The sequence below is a fragment of the Planctomycetia bacterium genome (assembly GCA_021413845.1).
Taxonomy (GTDB): domain Bacteria; phylum Planctomycetota; class Planctomycetia; order Pirellulales; family PNKZ01; genus PNKZ01.
This window is the reverse complement of the sequence record JAIOPP010000083.1, coordinates 19,352-36,585: the sequence shown is the minus strand read 5'-3', so window position 1 is coordinate 36,585 and position 17,234 is coordinate 19,352. Positions and strand designations below refer to the sequence as shown.

Here is a 17,234-nt window from a genome sequence, read left to right as displayed (position 1 = left end):
CTCGTTTTCTCGCCCGGAAGAAAGGTATCTCCATGTCCATGAGCGGTAGCCAAACCACCAATCGACATGATCTCGCCAAGACCTGGATCAAGGATCTGAAAAAGATCCTGCATCACAAATGGAGTCTCGTCAACAACGACGACAAGCTGTTCGAAAAACGCTGCAACGAAGTCGTCGAGCGGCTCGGGCAGGCGGAGAAGCATCCCTTTTATCTGCTGCAAAACATTCGAGAAGATCAAACTTCGCAAGCGAAGCAATTCAAGCTCGACATCGAGAATCTGCGCTCGCAATTCACCGCCGCTCTGGAGCGCGGCAAGCGGATCAGCGAACAGCCGCTGAAGACCGAGGCGAAACAGAAGCAGATGCTGACGGTCTCCGAAGACGTCAAGGTCGTGCGCGAGAAGTTGGAGTCGTGCCTCAAGCAAGCCAAACTCGATCTGGAAGCTCAGCCGCAGTTAAACCGGCAAGACGTCAAGAAGGTCGTCACGAGCGACCTCAAGAAGATCTATCAGAAGGCACATGAGAGCTATTTGTCCGTCGCCGAGAAGAAAAGCACGCTCATCAAAAAGCTCGACCCCAAGAAAATCGCCGGCGATACCGGAGCGACCGCCCTTCGCAATGCCAACACGTTGCTGATCGATTGCAATAAGCGGGTTCAGGACCTCGTGGGAGATCCGTTAAGTATCACGCGCACCACGCCGGACCTGATCAAGCAAGAAGAGAAATTATTGGAGAGCATCGATTTTTGGTTGGACCAAGCCCAGCGAACGCCTAAGCCCGACAAACGCGGACGCGACGTGAACGGCAAGGCGCAGGCCCAGTGGATCAAGCTGCTGAGCGCGGCGGAGCGCGGGCGTGATCAGCTGGAGTCGTTGCCCGGTGCGGAGGTCTACCATCGCCGCCTGGTCGACAAGATCGCCCTCGCGAAGGAGCAGATTAAGCCCAGCACCGACGAGGGGAAAGAATCCCTGCTCGTCGGCCATCTGGACGCCATCTTCCAATTGCAAGACTACCAGCAGCTTGTCAACGAAGCACTGAAGTCTTATCAGAACGCGATGAACGACGGTCTGCCGGAGGGCATCAACAAGGAGCTTCAACGAGCGAAAGAAGCCGCTTTCCAATATCAGCAGGTCGGGCCTGCGTCCCGTCATCAAGTTCTGCTGGACGATGTCAACCAATCTGCGGTGCGCTGGCAACTAGCGATTGCGAAATCTCAGGAAAGGCAAAATACCGAGAACGCTTGCCTGCTCGAAGCCGTTAAGTTGGCGGAGCAAATCGAAAACGAAGTCAAGCAAATGGAAGAGAGCAAGAAAAACTCGCTCATTGCTTCCCAATACTTCGTTTCCCTCGTCGATAAACTCAAAAAGGCCGGTGTTTCGCCGTCGCTCTACCGCGATTCTCTGCTACTCGGAAAACAGAGTTCGCTCCTGCTGCCGGTTGAGGCGGAGCCGCGCGTCGAAGTCGAATCGTCCACCAAAGCTTGGCCGCAAATCGTCCGCAATCTGAACGCCGCCTGCTCCGGATTGGAATACATCCAAAAGTATCAATTGAAAACCGCAAAGAAGTGGTCCAAGTTTCAAGCGGCCGCGGCATCGTTCAAGAAGTGGGCGGGAGGGCTGGTCTTCGTGCCGGCTCTGCGAACCGAAACAGGCAGCTTAACGAACGTCATCAGCGACATCGAACTGCGGTTTAAGTCGACCCAGGACCCGATTCAATGCGTCGAGCTCGCGGAGAAGCATGAGTGCGTTCGTCGCATTAAGGAATTGCGGGACCTCGCACGAAAGGAAGTCGGCCAAGAAAAAATAAGCGACGAAGAACTGGGCAAGAATCTGACCGAATCCGCGAACAAGTTCAAGGAAGCGCTCAAAGTCGCCAGAGACGAGTTGTTTCGCAAGACCGACGATGTCTACAAGCAGCTCAAGCAGCTCGAGAAAAAGTTCGTCGGCATCGTGAAGCCGTTGGATCCGTTGAATCACCCGCTCCGCAAAGAACTTGCCGTGATCAGGGAGCAATGGGAAAAGGCCGTCGGCCTGCTCAAGGTGAGCGACTTTACCCAAGGCTTGCCGCAGGCGACGAACAAGGGGATCGAGGATTGCAATCTGTTGTTAAACAAGATTGCCGAGGCCCTAAAAGACGTACCGAAGTATCAGCGCGAGAACTTCGTACCGCCGAAACAAGAGCTCACGGATGATCCGACCGAAGAGCTCCTGCAATTAATGGCGAAAGCGAAAGACTACGGTCATCGAACCGAAGAATTCGAAAACCTCATTCGCCGGACCCCCTACGACAAAGAAAACCCTCAAGTTTGCCAATCGTACGGCACTTGGAAAGAATCGCTTCAAGAGTTGCTGAAGAAGAGCGGCGAAAAGCACGAGCAGCATCTCACGAACGTGCAAAATAAAATCGACACGCTAGGGAGCTTCCTTAAGAAGCAGACCAAATGGAAGTTCGGGAACTTCCGAGGTTTTCGCGACGAGCTCGAGGCCCAGCATAAAGACCTGACGGCGATGCTCGAGTCGGGAGATCCGCAACTGATCGACTTGGCTTCGACCATGGCGGACGAGCTTGGCCGCAAGCTCGAAGAGGTTACGCCCGTCAAAGGACAAGACAAAGACGCCGAAGCCAAATACAAGAACGTCGTCAAGATCTATAAGGCGTTGTCGGCGGAGCTGGGAGGGCACGGCAAGAAGGTGCCCCACAAACTCCCCGAGACCTACAACCGCATCTCGCAAGCGTTGATCACCGCCATCGCGAACTGTGAGAAGTCGAGCCCGACCAAGGGGCTGATCCTGCTCGCCCCTTTCTGGAGCCAGCCGATTACCAAGGTCGAGGACTTGAAGAAACTGGGCAAGGCCGATGCCCTGGACGCAGGGCTGCTTAAGGAAAGCGGCGACACCTGGGTCTTGAAGCCCGACGTGAAGAAGGCGGCGGACTCGCAAATCGGATTGCATGTCGACAAGGCGGTGCGGCTCGCTCAGAACCATAAGCAACTGCACGAGATGTTCAAAGAGACGATCAAGGAGATCGAGGCGGAATGGTCGGGCACGTTGGGCCCGAAGGGACCGAAGGGAGTAAAGAAGACCAGCGGCGCGGATGACAAGGACTGCGAGTATTTCGAGAATTGGTTTAAGGCGCGAATGAAGGAAGCGGAAAAGATTCGCCACGGTGAAGACGGAATCTTTAACGCCATTCCGATCTTGGCCGAGGTTAAAAAGCGACTGAAGGACATCGAACAGCCTGCGAATAATAAGTCGTCGCTGGAAGTTCTGCAGGGCTTCAACGTCGAAGATAAAAAGAATTTCGAATCGCTGTGCAATATGGCGAAGCAGTTTGAAGTGAAAGTGCAATCGCTCAACGACGTAACGTTGAAGCAGGCGAGCGAATATGTGAAGGAACAGGGAGACGATGGCGACGAAGAGATGGTTTCCAGCCTGAAGAAATCGGTCGAGGCCGCGACGAAGATCGTCGAGCCGTATCTGTTGAACCTCTCGAAAGTGCCGCACCGCTCCAAGTACTTGGCCGACAAAGCGCCCAACATCGCGAAGGCGACGTCGGATTTTAATACCGCGGACGCCATGCTCAACAACGTTCGCGATTCCGCGAATCGGTTGATGAGCATCAGCAACACGACGAACGTGAAGATCACCGACGACTTGCTGGACGTCGAGCGGACGTGGTTCGACGGTGTCCGCGCCTTTAAGGGAGCGGTGAAGGAAACGCTCGATCTCATTCGCGAAGTCGATCTCGGTCAGGAAAACGAGAAGCAAAAGACCTCGCTCGCTACCGCGCGGAAACTGATCGAAGAAATCGTGAAGATGTTCGAAGAGACGGCATTCTCGGCGGTCTTCGAAAAGCTGAAAAAAGAAGAGCTCACCGGCGTGAAGAAACTTACGGACAAGAAGCTGGTCAAAAAGCAAGCACAGGAGAAGTTGGCCGCGCGCGAAGAGGCGTTGCGCATCATGCGCGACTTGCGCAGCCGGCTATACAACCATCCGGTGATCATGACCCTCTCCGATCGGAAGGCGAACCCCGCCACGGCCCAGTCGATGATCGAAGCGCTCGCCGTCGTGAATGTCGCCCTCAAGCGGGTTGAGATTCAGTCGCTCATCGGAGTCGGCTCGTAACGTCAGAATCCTTTTAATTTCCGTCGGGATGGACAACCGTTCGTTGTTCCATCGGATTTTACCGGATCACTCCCAGACGAAAGATTGCTGAAACGCACATGGAACCCAAACTAGCGACCTTGGTTGAGAATCTCGTCCACGTCAAAGGGCTGAGCGAGGGCTTCGAAAAGCTTGCCGAAGCGAAGCTCAGCGCCGTAAACGAAATCAATGAATCGTTGACCGATGAGGTCAAGGAAACGCTTCGTATCGGCATGGATTTCAAGCTCGTCAAGCAAGGCCGCATCTTCGACAGCAAGAAAAAGTCGATCGATAAGCGCGGCCAAGAGTATGCCGTCGACGTCGTGGGATCGATCAAGGGGGGGTACCGGCTCCGGGGGACTAAAGAGAAGACGAAGAAAATTACGACGGACGGAGTAGAGAGAAAGCGGAGCGAATACGGTGCGCTGCACGAGGCGATGGGGATGATCATCGAGATCACCGGGAAAGCGCTCGCTAAGAAGTTGCCGACCGGCGAACCGGTCTATGATCCGCGCCCGATCGTTCGCAACGGCAAGTCGATCGAGACCGAGGCCGAAGCGCGCAAGCGAGTCAACGACGAAATCGAGCGCGACATTTTTACGCCGCTCGTGCGCGAGGGTCTGCTGCCCGAGACTTTCGTGCTCGACGAATACAGCGAAGTGGCGAAACTGATTAAGAACTCGCTCAAGTCGTACAAGGCGACTACGCAACGGAAAAAAGAAGAGACCGAGGAAAAGTTCGCCAAGCTGAATTTCAATGCCGCCGGGGGCGGAAAGAAAGGGACCGACTCCCTTTCCGGAGTGGGTGGGCAGCTCGGCAGAATGATCAATCAGCGACTCGGCGACAACGCGCAAGATATTAAGCGTGGAATCAAGGTCGGTGTCGACTTCGCCAAAATGCTCAAACAAGGCGCCGGCGGTTACTCGTCGGTGAAGAGTGTCGCGAAGGGGAAAGCGCTCGAGCGCGCGAAGGATTTTCTCGATCCGAAAAGGCCTGAAGCGCTGAAGAAGCTTTCCCCCTTGAGGCGCGAAGAGCTGGGCCTAACGGGGAAGAATCCGAAGCCCCTCAGTGAGATCGATACGGACATGATCCGAACCCAACTCGATCAGCAGTATCGAGAGAATCGGTACAATCTATTGTTCGACAACGATGTCTCCGTCGTCGAGAAAACGCCTTCGCTCGACGATGACAAAGCGAAGAAACTCAAAATAGTGAAGATCTTCGAAGCGTTCGATAGCGATCCCGTGTTCTACACCAAGATGGGTTTTGACACGCTCAAAGATTACACCGAATGCACGGTGGGGATCATCAAGGAAGCCGGCGAAACGCATAAGGCCTACACCGAAAAGGTGTTTTCCAAGCGCGGCGGCATGACCGTGGCCGCGCAGCGCGTCGCCGAGTTCATCGATCTGCGGCTGCCGGCTGCCGTGGTCGAGAAAACAGGCAACGAAGCATTGGGCGAGGCCTTCGAGGGGGCCTATACGGAACTGTTCGATGTCGACGAAATGATGGAAGTGCTCGTCGATGAATTTAAGGATGATCTAGCGGGCAAGGTCGATCTCTCGAAGCTCGTCGCGGTCTATGCCGATGTTTTCAAAAAGGTCTTCGCCAAGGTATCCCCGAAGCTGAAGACCGAAGGGAAAAAGAAAGAAGGCAACGAGGAGAAGCCGAAAATAGATCTCGCCGCGGCGCTTCAAGCGACGGGAGAGGTGCTCGCCAAAAAGTTTACCGACGTCGCGAATCAGGGTATGGTCGGCAATAAGAAAGAGATGCAGAAGAATCTCGAAGAGAAGCCGGAGTTGGCGTTCCGTCCGCTGGCCGATGCGGCTGCGGAATGCCTTGGCGTCGAATGGCCCAAGGAATTCATCGAAGCGGGAAAAGACAACGAAACCGTTCAGAAAATGTTGTCGGCCTCGCTGGACCTGGGGGACGAAGCCCAGCTCGACGAGTTGATGCGCTCGGAAGAGGAAGCGAAGGAGTTTCAGAAAGCGCTGGTCCTCGTCGACAAGGGAGCGATGTCCGTAAAGACCCTCGAAGCGATGATCCAGCAATTGAAACAAGACAAACAGCTCTTCGATCTCATCGGCTCGATCGGCAAAACGCTGTTCACCGCTCCGGGAACTCCGGTTCAAATCGTCGGTCGTGCTACCGAAAAGTTGACTGCGGAAGTCACCGGCGAGATCATGATGGCTCTGAAGGCGGCGAAGTTGATCATGGAGTTGGTGATTAACATCAAGAAGGCGATCGATCGCCGGACGCTCTTCAACAAATTTAAGCAAGACACGGAGCGTTCGAGAATCGCCGTCAGTTCCCTGACGAGTACGATTCAAGGATTTTTCAACAATAAGAAGGAACAAGTCACGCTGAACACCATCAACGACGTGTTGATGTTCGTGCAGGCTGCGGGCAACATCGTGGGGAGTGTTCCGACCCCTTATACGCTCGTCATCGGCAAGACCATCGACAAGGTCGCCGGTGCATTGCGGCAGACGAATAAGGTCGCCGGCGAACTGTACAACGAGAGGATGTTAAGCAAGGGCTGGACCGCGACCAAGAAAGCGATCAACGATCCCACCAATCGGGCTCAAGGTTTGAAAGCGCTTCGGTTGAATCCCACGCTCGGCATGCATTCCATCGCCTGGGCTGCCATGGAGAAAACGCCTCCCGATCCCGTCGCCCGCATGTTTCTCGCCGACTTAGGCGTCACGGAACAGACCTTGGCGGCCAGCGGCACCGAGCAAAAAATACTCGAATACTTGCAGACGCTTTTAGACGAAGACCGTTCGCTGATCGATTTCTACAAGATCAACTCGAAGTGGGCGCCGGACAATCCGCAGCTCACGATCAAAGATTGGTTCATCACCGTCTCGCGTGCGCAAAGCGACGCCGAGCCGCCTTTGGCTAAAGGGGGCGACGAGCAGATTATGAACGCCCTCAAAGCGATCGCCGGCCGGAAGCTGGACCTCAACGAGCTCACTAAGAAAGCCGACAAGGGGGAAATCGAGTTGATGCTCATGGAAGAGCTCATCGGAGAAGCCGAGGAACTGTGCGCCGCATTGGATGATTACGAGCCGGTGTCGGCCCTCGATTCCCAGACCCACGACGAGATGTTGCTCGTTGCAGGCGGGTTCCTCAAAAAGGCGGGGGAATTCAGGGATACCGTGTTGGCGATCGCCAACACGAACACGCGACAAGCGCTGGAGCTCGATGAAGCGGTTGTGAAGGCCTTGAACGGCTTAAACGGTAAGATCGGCGAAATTTTGAAATACCCCAAGGAAGAGGTCGCGAAGCGATTTGCCGTTAAGAAAATGATTCAGCTCCAAAACACGGCGAAAAAGACCATCGAGGAAGTCGGAGCGACGAGGGAGCTAGAGAAGAATGAAAACAGCGAAGTTCTCAAACCTCTCGCGACGTGCAAAGAAAACGTGCGGAACTTGAGTGCCGTCATTATTTATTGCGAACCTCGCCTGGCTCTCGACGTGATCGAAGAACAGCAGGACAAGCTCGACCAGTGCGAAGAGATCCGAATCGATCTCTTGATGGATCCGGGCATTCAAAAAGAGGTCGCGAAGCTGTGCGACGAAGCCGGCGATATGATCAAGAAAATCAGCGAGACGGGCACAACCGATAAGGTAGTGATCCAACGCTCGGCCGAGCTCAAGGAAACCATCGAGAGAATCAAGAAGACGTTGGAGAACGTCAAACAACCCGTAAAGAATTAAGAACGGAAACCATCCGCGTGAGCGCCACGACGGTCATGGGACGAAGCGGTAGGTCCCCCCGGTCGCTCGCGCGAGTTCGCTGAGCACGCCCTCTCCTTCGCGGCTCTCGAAGGCGATGGTGTGAATCGGGATTTTATCCGACTTCGAATGCAGCGCGAGAATCCGCTGCAGTCGGGCATCGGCGAACTTACCGTCGGTGAGCAGAAAGATCGCGTCGGGACTTTGCGCCAGCGATAGCCCAAGCGCTGGGAGCGGGTCCGTGCGACCGGTCGCCGCAACGCTTCGCAGCCAATCGTGCGTGACGGAAAGATTGCCGGCATCCGCGTCGACGAGCTTGCGGCCCGGCATCGGAAACGACTGGCTATTGAAAAAGACGACGAAATACTGCTGGTTCGGTTTAAGGCCGGCGAGCGATTTTTTAAGTTCCTCGCGACAACGCAGGTAGCGTTTGTTCTGCTTCATGCTTCCGGAAGTGTCGACGACGAACGCGATCCGCCGGCCGGTCGCTTGAACTCCGAAGAACGTCGCGCCGTCTCCGTCGACCGCAGAGCCTCCTTTCCCATCTCCTTCCCCGTGCCCGGTCTCGGTTCCGTTTCCTGCGGCACGAGTTGCAATCGGTGCGCGAATGTCCATGCTTACCGATTCCGAGACGTTGAGGCGGCTCGTTTGCTTCGTGGGGTTTCGGAACGCGGCGCCGCCGGTTGCCGCGGAAGTCCTCGAAAGCTCGACAAGTTCGATGCGCTCGGTCGTGGCAAGCTCAGGCTTATGAGGCTTTGCCCATGAGACTTCGAGCGCTGCGCAACCGGCGAGCCCGACCGGTGGGCGCTCGGTAAGAATCAGTCCCGACGTCAACAGCAGCAAAAAGTGGACGACTGCCGACGACGCGGAAGCAATGGCCGCACGGCGACGAATCGGGGCTCCCTTTCGAATGCTCTCCGAACTCCGCGGGAGGACCGTGGCGTCTGTTCTCGAATCGCACATGCCGGTTCGCTCGACAACCGGTGTGCTGAGTGCAGCGATTCGGAAAGACCCCACGGAATGCGACCGTAATACTTGAAAGAGATGCTGACCGTTATTCGATATCGGCTTGCGCTGCGTAACGAACTTCAAGGAAGCCGTGTCGGCACGGGAGATTCGGACGCGGGGCTTAGTACCTGTACGCGAAATAGGGGAGTATTAAACCATTGTGATTGCCGGAACTGGGAACGAAAGCGGGAGGTCGAAAACGGGCACTCCAAGGCCATTTTTCGCTGTTTTCGCTACTACCGGCAGTCTAATAATAGGTCACGAGTTTGAATTGTCTACGATTCATGCCCCGAGGTCCGATGCAATGAAAAGGCCACGGTTTCGGCAAGTCTCCTGAACGATTAGCAACACAAAAAGGTTCCGGCGACGTTCGCCGGAACCCGTACTACTTTACGTTCCTAAGTCTTTTGCGAGAGAGATTTTGCGAATCGTAGCCTAAGGTCACGAACCAACCCATTGCTGGGCATCTGATTTCGAGTCGTTGCAAGAGCTTCGGTTGTTACCTCGTTGCCCTTCGGTTACCTGCTTTTTCTCGAAGAATCGAAGTGCGTCATTCGCCGCAAATCAGATGCTCCGGCCGCTCTCAGGTAACTGTTTCGGTAACATCGCGAATCGGTAGAAGGATGCGGACGAGTTTCGTCCGACGGTCGGTGACGCGACCACCGTCGATCACGCCGGCCGAATTCCCTTGCGCAAGCCCGACTCGCAACGCCGCGGCCGGGGTGTAAAAATGAAGGCGTCTCTCGAACAATCCATCCTTTGCGCAGTTGCCTGCCATGGGGTTACGCTCGGATCGTCGGTGAGCTGAAGAAACTCGGAATCCGTTCGGTCAAGAAAAGCACGGTTCGCAACATCCTGAAAGAGGCCGGTCTCGATCCTTGTCCGCAGCGGAGCGGGGCGACTTGGGATGAATTCCTGACGCGCCACGCCGCGAGCCTGTGTTAATGCGACTTCTTCACGCAGAAGGTTTTGACCATCAAAGGGTTGCGCGAGGTGTACGTGTTGGCGTTCTTGAACATTCGGACACGACACGTGTTGTTGTCGCCGGCTACGGTCCGACCGGACGCCTTTTGGGTCGCGCGGCAAGCGGAGACGTACGTGCGGCAGGCACGGCCCAGCGGCCTGCGAGTCCGTTACGTGCAGTGCGATCGGGATGCGAAGTTCGGCGCCCCGTTCGACGCGATCGTGACCAAGTTGCGCGCCGCGGCCGTTCCCAGTCCGGCCAAGTCGCCCAACACCCAGGCTTTCGTCGAGCGTTTCATCGGCTCGATTCGCAGCGAATGCTTGAATCATTTCTTATTCTTCGGCACGAGGCATCTCGACAGCGTCATTCGCGCTTGGCTCGAACATTATCACGGCGAGCGTCCGCACCAAGGAGTCGGAAATGAGTTGCTGGTGAAACGTTCGGACGGAACGAAGTCCTCTCCTCGTAACGCTCCTTTCAAGCTCCGCGACGTCCGTTGCCGCCGACGCCTCGGCGGATTTATCAAGCATTACGAACGGAGCGCGGCTTAGCAACACGAACTCGTAACTCTGCACCGGGACCGCGGTGCGCGCTGCGCTCCGCCCGATCAAGATTCGGTCGTCGTTCGTGCGCCGTAGAGGCTCATCCGCCACGCAACGCCGCCTTCGCCGCCGCCGGACTTCTTCGATAATTACCCGGTTCCGATCGGATCCTAATTTTTAAACGGGACGGGTGCCTTCTTAAAGGTCGCGTGGTCGGCCTTTCCGCCGGCGAGCAGATAGGCCAACAGGTCGAGGATTTGTTCCTTGTCGAGCGTGTTGAGCTGGCCGACGGGCATGATCGAGAGCGCGGAGGGGAGCCGTGATTCGATCGTGCGCTTGGGGACCTTATGCTCCTTCGCCGTGGGTCGGGCCGTGTAAATCGTCACCGCTTCTTTGTCTTCGGCCAGGACGTTGCCGGTGAGCGTGGAACCGTCTTCGAGCTCTAAAGTGATCGTGCGATATTTTTCTTCGATGTTGCGCGACGGCTCGAGAATCTCCTGCAGCACCGCTTTCGCTTCACCACGGTACTTCTTCACCACGTCTTCCAAATTCGGGCCGACCACCGGACTCATACCGGCGGCATGACTTGACGCAGAATGCCCGTGTGATGCGGAATGACCGTGGCTGTGCATGCCGGCGAAACTTTCCGTCCCCAGCTTGTGGCACTGAGCGCAAGCCAACGATGTAAACAGAAGCTTGCCCCGCGCGAAGTTCCGGTTCTGCCCGACGCGCTTCAAGTCGTCGGAGAAGTCGGCGGTTTTCCATTCGGTGATCTTGGTCACGGCTTGCGGATTCGCGGCGAGGAACCGCTTGAGGTCGTTCGTCACGAAGAGCGTGCCGCGCATGATGAGGTGGTGGCCCGGGAAGGAGCAGATATAGGGATAGGCTCCTTCCGTCGTCGGGGCGGTGAACTCGATGGCTTCTTCTCGGCCATGGTCGACAAGCTTGATCGACCAAAGGATGTCGTCGCTCTTGGGGACGAAGCCGACATCGAAGCCGCCGGCGCCGAGAGCGATCGCCGCAAGGCCGACGTCGTCGGCCTTGCCCGGCTTGACGAGCATGATGTTGTGCGGCATGTAATCCGGATTGGCGAACGTGAGATGCACCTTTTTACTAGGTTTCACCGTCAATTCCTTCACGTCGTACATCATCCGTTCGGGAATGGTGGCGACGCGAACGGTCGTGAGTTCGGGCGTGTCGCTGAGAATGCCCGACTTCTTCGCTGCGAGCTCCGGAGCTCCGGAAATCACCCCGCCGCGGACGCCGCTGTCGACGTTCGTCCAAAAGTGTTTCACCGTGGCGGCGGCGATGCGCGCGTGCGGCTCCGGCGATTGAAGAAGTAGCTGGTTGAGTAGCCCGACGTTCCGCACGTTGTGCTGCTGATAGACCCAGAGCGCTTCGAGCAAGTGGTGCGCATCTTCCTTCTTGGTGGGGTCGAATTGCTTGACCCATTGCTTGGTGCCGGCGATCACGTCTTTCGTGTCGCGCTCGCTCAGTTCGATGCGGGTGCGGTGCCGAATGCCGTCGACGGGCGACTTCAAGTTGTCGAGCAATTCCGGAATCGGTCGTCCATCGACGGCGACCGGCTTCTGCAGCGGTCGACCGACGGCCGTCATGCGGTAGATGCGGCCGTGCGTGTGATCGCGGTTCGGGTCGCGCACGTTGTGCTGCATGTGGCCGATGATCATGTTGTGCCAGTCGCTGATGTAGAGCGAACCGTCGGGCCCGAAGATCGCATCGGAGGGGCGGAAGTTCTTGTCGGCGCTCATCAAGAGTCCGCGTGATTTCTCTTCCGTCTTAGAGCCATCGGCGTTTTGTCGCACAACGACGAGCTCGTCGCCCGCCGGTTCGCCCCAAACGTCGCCGGTTTCCGGATTGCGCTCGAGGTGATAGTGCTTGATGCCGAGGAAGCCGATGACGTTGCAGATCAAGAAGTCACCTTGCATCGACTCGGGGAAGTGCGCGCTGCTCACGACTTCGCTCGCCGTCACAGGTCGCACTTCCTTCTTGAGCAGCTCCTGCATCTTGAAGCCGTTTTGATCGGGACGGACTTGATAGGCACGGCCGCCGGTACCGTCGGTGGCGTAGTGGTAGCCCCAAGAGTCGAAGGCGATGCCGTGCGGATTCGGCGAGTTCGGCGCGTGCATCGCAATGGTGAAGCGGCGCGGGTCGAAGCGATACATCGCACTGGCCGACGCCTGCAACGACGGGCCCCACGGATGTTCGTGGTTGTGCTGCATGAAAACGCCGCTCTGCCAGTAGATGCCGCCGTCCGGGCCGTAGATGAGATTGTTCGCGCCGTGGTGCGTGTCGGAGGAATCAAGGCCCTGCAGCACGACCGTGCGCACGTCGGCCACGTCGTCGCCGTCGGTATCTTTGAGGAAGAGAATCTCCGGCGCGCAGGTGACGATCACGCCGCCGTTCCAGAATTCGAAGCCGAGCGGATTCTGCACCTTGGCGAATTCGGTAACGCGGTCGGCTTTGCCGTCGGCATCGTCGTCGTGCATGATCAGCAGCGCATCGTTCATCGTCTTGAGCGGTTCCCAAGTCGGGTAGGTCGGCCACACGGCGACCCAGAGGCGACCCTTCGTGTCGAACTGCATTTGCACCGGGTTGGCGAGTTGCGGAAACTTCGCTTCGTCGGCGAACAGGCTGACTTGGAAGCCCTTGGAGACGGCCATGTGCTTGATGGCCTCCTCGCCGCCGATGTAGTCCAACGTCCCTTCCTTCTGAGCGCTCGAGCTCTTGCTCTTGCCACCGACGTTCGAGATCACCTCGACCGGCTTGGCGACGTTGCCGTCGTCGACCTTGATGTCTTTGCCGCCGGCGGCGGCCCACACGCGCACGTCGCGATTCGCCGTCATTACGTCGAGCATAGAGAGCTCATGCTGCAAGACGACGGCGTTGGTTTGACCGTTGGTGAAAGCCAGAGTGGAGCGGCCGCCCCACACGTCGTTGCCGTCGCGAGCGCGATAACGATTGTTCCAATAGTAATCCTTGTCGCGCACCGCAGTGCGGAGCGATTCCAGCGACGAGGCCGCACTCACCGGCTTGCCGAGCAAGGCCCGAGCGATGACCTCGGCCAACTGCCGATTCCCTTCTTCGGACAAATGCACGCCGTTGATCGTGAGCGGCGACGTCGCTTTGCGGAACAGTTCCAGCGAAGGGTGGAACAGATCGACATACCCGACGCCGGCTTCCTTCGCCGCTGCTTCGGTCGCAAGCGTATAAGATTCGAGTTGAGCGTTGTGTGCCTTGCCGTCGGGCACGTTCGGATTGTGCGTGTCTTCATGGGCGATGGGGCTGAAGAGCACGATCCGCGGAAAGGTTTTGCCGTTCGCCTTCGAGCCGCGCGTCTTTTTGACGAACTCGAGCAACTGCCGTTTGTAGTCGTCGGGCTTGTCGTCATACGATTCGTTGTAGCCGAAGAAGGCAAATACGACGTCTGCTTTCACGTGCTGAAGATAGCGCGTCATTGAAGTCGCGCCACTGCTGCGCGGGTAGGAGTTCGGCCGATCACCGCTGGCGCTCATGTTGCGGAAGCGAACCTGCTGTTCGCGCAGCTCGCTTTGCAACAGCGTTTCGAACCAACCGTCGTGCTGCATCCGATCCGGCAAGCCGTTGCCCAAAATCGCGACGACGTCTCCCTGCCGAAACGTAAACGGAGTCGGATCGCGATAGTCGGCCGGAACGTCGGCAAGCGGCGGTTCGTTCGACGCGGCCGGCGGTGCAGCAGCGGTGCTCTTCGAAGGCTCGCCGGGCTTGCCGTCGTAGGTGAGATAGACGGGTTGCGCGTCGGTCTTGACGTCGATCTTCAGCGCTTGGGGTGCGGCCACGCCGGCTGCGCGGAACACCACCTTGCGATCGGCATCGAGCAGCGTGAGCGTGAAGCCGTCGAGTCGGCTCTCGAAGCCTTGCCGATTCCACAGGCCGACGGATTCGACCTCGACGGCCCGACCGAGATCGAGTTCCCACCAGGGGAGAGTCGTACCTTCGTTGGCGGTGTGGGTCTGACCGCCCTTGCCGTAGTCGGGGCTCTTGTTGCCGTCGATGGCGCGCGACGCCGGTGCACCGCCGTAGGTGCTCGACTGTGTGGCCTTGCCGCCGAGCGCGACGTTCTTGCCGCCGCTGGTGACTTCCACTTCCGCGAGCGTGAGGATGCGTTTGTCGCCCGGAAGTTCGATGCGCACGAAGCGGGCGGGCTTACCGGTGCTCGTTACGGTCGCGGCGGGCGCGGCGTTCTTCGGCCCGCTGTTGTCGGCAGCCGGCTTCTTAGTAGGCCGCGAGTTCATATCCTTCGTGCAGTTGTTCGCCGGGATCGGGCTTTCGAATCCCGCATACATCTCCGGCTTGATGCCGCGCGCATACGCGCCGCCGCCGAAGGTGTTGGGCTTGAACGGTCCGACGAATGCGATGTTCGCGTCGGGCTTGATTGCATCTTCGAGGCCGAGAGCCCAGAAGCAGCCGTTGACGAGCAGGCGACGATAGCCGTCGTTCAGAATGTCTTCCGACGTGCCGTACAGCGACGTGAAGACGCGGCCGGTTTTTCCGGAGGCGGATTTATAGGTGCGAGTCCACTCGGAAGGCATCGGCGGCTTCGTCGCATCGGCGGGGGAATCGGGCGTCATACCGTTGAGCGGCTGCGCCGTCGTAAGGATCTCGCCGTCGATCGGTTTGCCGACGTAGCCGCCGGCTTGCACCCAAACGTCCTTCACGCCGTGCAAGATCGGATGTGCTTTCTTGTCGTGGATGATCGTAATCTTCGTGCTCTGGCGATGATTAGCGCCGTAGTGTCCGACCCAAGTTTGCCCGAGCACTTGGTGGCCGAAGCCGAGCTCGAAGTCCTTCCCCTTGTAGTCGTACGATTGTTTCGCGAACGGATCGCCGGCCTTCATTTTGAAGGCATGCGTCGCCGTGCGCAGCCCGACCACCGGGCCGCCGCGGTTAAGATAGTCATCGAAGTGCTTCATCTGCTCCGGCGGGAAATTCTGGAACCGTAGGAACACGACGGCGAGGTCGGCCGTGTCGAGTGCTTCGAGGCCCGGCATGTTGGAGTTGCCGGCCACGATCTCGCCGGTCGCCGGATCGATATTGAACAGCACCGTACACTTGAAGCCATGATGCTTCGCCAAGATGCGGGCAAGTTCCGGCAGCGACTCCTCGGAGCGATATTCGTGATCGCCGGCGAGGAAAACGACGTGCCGTCCCTTTCCGGGGCCTTCACCGCCTTCGAAAACAAGCGGCGCGGCGACGGCGAAATCGGCCGCGGCAAACACCAAGCAAAGCGCCACGGACCAAACGGATTTCAACAAGGGGAGGGGAGCGGCGACGAGTTGTCTCATGGAGCTTTCCGAACGCGATGACTTGAGAGGAGCTAATTGAGGGAGGAGCGACCGGCTCACAGTTTAATTCAACTTCTTCTTGGTGGTGCGGGTTTTGGCGGAATCCGTCGGATAAAGTGTTTGCGGATTCTCGACGACCCCCGCCGGGCGACGTTCGCTCGGCTCATTTCCACCGATGCGCGCGCTCATTGCCGCGGCCAATGCTTGGAGACGCTGCACCATTTCCGGGTTTTCGACCGCGAGATTCGTCTGTTCGCCGATCTCTCGATCGAGATGGTAGAGGCGAGGTGCCTTGCCGGCGGCGTCGCTAGGAACTCCTTTCCCCATCGACTCCGACTGCGGTACCAGAGCCAACTTCCAAGGGCCTTGCCGCACTGCTTGAATGTTATAGCCTGCGAAGTAGTAATGTGCGTCGCGCGGCGATTCCTTGGAGGTGCCGAACAAGAGCCCGCTGATGTCGCGGCCATCGATCATCGGCTCCGCGGGAACCGTTCCTCCGGAGAGCTTGACGAACGTCGGGAGCAGATCGATCGTGCCGGCGACGGCGTCGCAGGTCGTTCCCGGCATCACTTTCGTAGGCCACCAAGCGATCGTCGGCACGCGTACGCCCCCTTCCCATGTGCTTCCTTTACCTCCGCGGAGCGGTAGGGCGCTCCCTCCATCGGAACCTTTGATCAGCCAGGGGCCGTTGTCGCTACTGAACATCACCAACGTGTTTTCAGCGAGCTTCAACTCGCGCAGCGTATCAAGTACGCGGCCGACGCTCCAATCGACCTCTTCCACCCAATCGCCGAAGCGACCGTTGGCCGACTTGCCGCGGAACGCCTCGCCCGGATAGATCGGAGTGTGAACCGCCGTGTGCGGCAGGTAAAGAAAAAACGGTTGCTGCCGATTCTCGCGAATGAACTTCAAGGCTTCGTCGGTGTACCGCTCGACGATTCGCGACTGGGCTTCATCCGTGAGCAACTCGGCGACCTTGTCGTCGCGGACGAGCGGCACGACCCGCTCGCCGGTCTCTCGAGCTGGCCGTTGCATGTCGTTCGAATATGGAATGCCGAAGTAATGATCGAAGCCCTGTTTGGTGGGTAAAAAATCCGGCTGATCGCCGACGTGCCACTTGCCGATGCAGATCGTAGCGTAGCCCTGCCGCTTGAGCAGGTCGGCGATGGTGTTTTCTTGGGGATGCAGTCCGTTCTTATTGGCGGGACCGAACACGCCGGGGACCGAAACGCGCGCTCCGTAACACCCCGTCAACAATTGGGCTCGTGAGACGGAGCAGACCGGCGCGGCGTAGAAGCTGGTGAGCTTCAGCCCTTCTTGCGCCATCCGGTCGAGGTGCGGCGTCTTCTGCTTCGTTGCGCCGAACGGGCCGATGTCGGCATAGCCCAGGTCGTCGATATAAATCATCACGACGTTCGGCTTGACCGACTCGGCACCGTGGCTCGTTGCCGAGGATTGAGGAGCGATGCTCGATAAAGCGAGGAGGACAAACAGGG

The 17,234-nt window shown here is 57.9% G+C and carries 7 protein-coding genes; 4 read left to right on the top strand and 3 right to left on the bottom strand.

What is annotated here, in order from left to right; translation table 11 throughout:
- Window positions 1–32 precede the first annotated feature (32 nt).
- Window positions 33–4,124 carry a hypothetical protein gene (locus tag K8U03_14755; protein MCE9606154.1) on the top strand — a complete coding sequence of 1,364 codons (4,092 nt, stop codon included), beginning with the start codon at window positions 33–35 and terminating at the stop codon, window positions 4,122–4,124.
- A gap of 98 nt (window positions 4,125–4,222) precedes the next feature.
- The gene (locus K8U03_14750) at window positions 4,223–7,864 is read left to right on the top strand and encodes a hypothetical protein (GenBank protein MCE9606153.1); all 3,642 of its coding nucleotides are present in this window, start codon (window positions 4,223–4,225) and stop codon (window positions 7,862–7,864) included.
- A 33-nt stretch (window positions 7,865–7,897) separates the two neighbouring features.
- On the opposite strand, the gene K8U03_14745 is transcribed toward K8U03_14750, so the two are convergent.
- The gene (locus tag K8U03_14745; protein MCE9606152.1) at window positions 7,898–8,725 is read right to left on the bottom strand and encodes a hypothetical protein; all 828 of its coding nucleotides are present in this window, start codon (window positions 8,723–8,725) and stop codon (window positions 7,898–7,900) included.
- 924 nt (window positions 8,726–9,649) lie between these two features.
- Between K8U03_14745 and K8U03_14740 the strand changes: the two genes are divergently transcribed.
- Entirely contained in the window at window positions 9,650–9,835 is a 186-nt protein-coding gene (locus K8U03_14740; GenBank protein ID MCE9606151.1) for a hypothetical protein, read from the top strand.
- Between the two features lie 24 nt (window positions 9,836–9,859).
- A complete protein-coding gene (locus K8U03_14735) occupies window positions 9,860–10,405 on the top strand; it encodes a transposase (GenBank protein MCE9606150.1) in 546 nt (181 codons plus the stop codon).
- A 161-nt stretch (window positions 10,406–10,566) separates the two neighbouring features.
- On the opposite strand, the gene K8U03_14730 is transcribed toward K8U03_14735, so the two are convergent.
- On the bottom strand, window positions 10,567–15,738 hold the full coding sequence (locus K8U03_14730; GenBank protein ID MCE9606149.1) for a ThuA domain-containing protein: 5,172 nt from the start codon (window positions 15,736–15,738) through the stop codon (window positions 10,567–10,569).
- A gap of 63 nt (window positions 15,739–15,801) precedes the next feature.
- Entirely contained in the window at window positions 15,802–17,145 is a 1,344-nt protein-coding gene (locus K8U03_14725) for a sulfatase (GenBank protein MCE9606148.1), read from the bottom strand.
- Window positions 17,146–17,234: the final 89 nt, after the last annotated feature.

Coding starts and splice junctions, on each gene's coding strand:
- K8U03_14755 (MCE9606154.1), top strand. CDS start 33: ATGTCCATGAGCGGTAGCCAAACCACCAATCGACATGATCTCGCCAAG.
- K8U03_14725 (MCE9606148.1), bottom strand. CDS start 17,145: ATGATTTATATCGACGACCTGGGCTATGCCGACATCGGCCCGTTCGGC.
- K8U03_14750 (MCE9606153.1), top strand. CDS start 4,223: ATGGAACCCAAACTAGCGACCTTGGTTGAGAATCTCGTCCACGTCAAA.
- K8U03_14730 (MCE9606149.1), bottom strand. CDS start 15,738: ATGAGACAACTCGTCGCCGCTCCCCTCCCCTTGTTGAAATCCGTTTGG.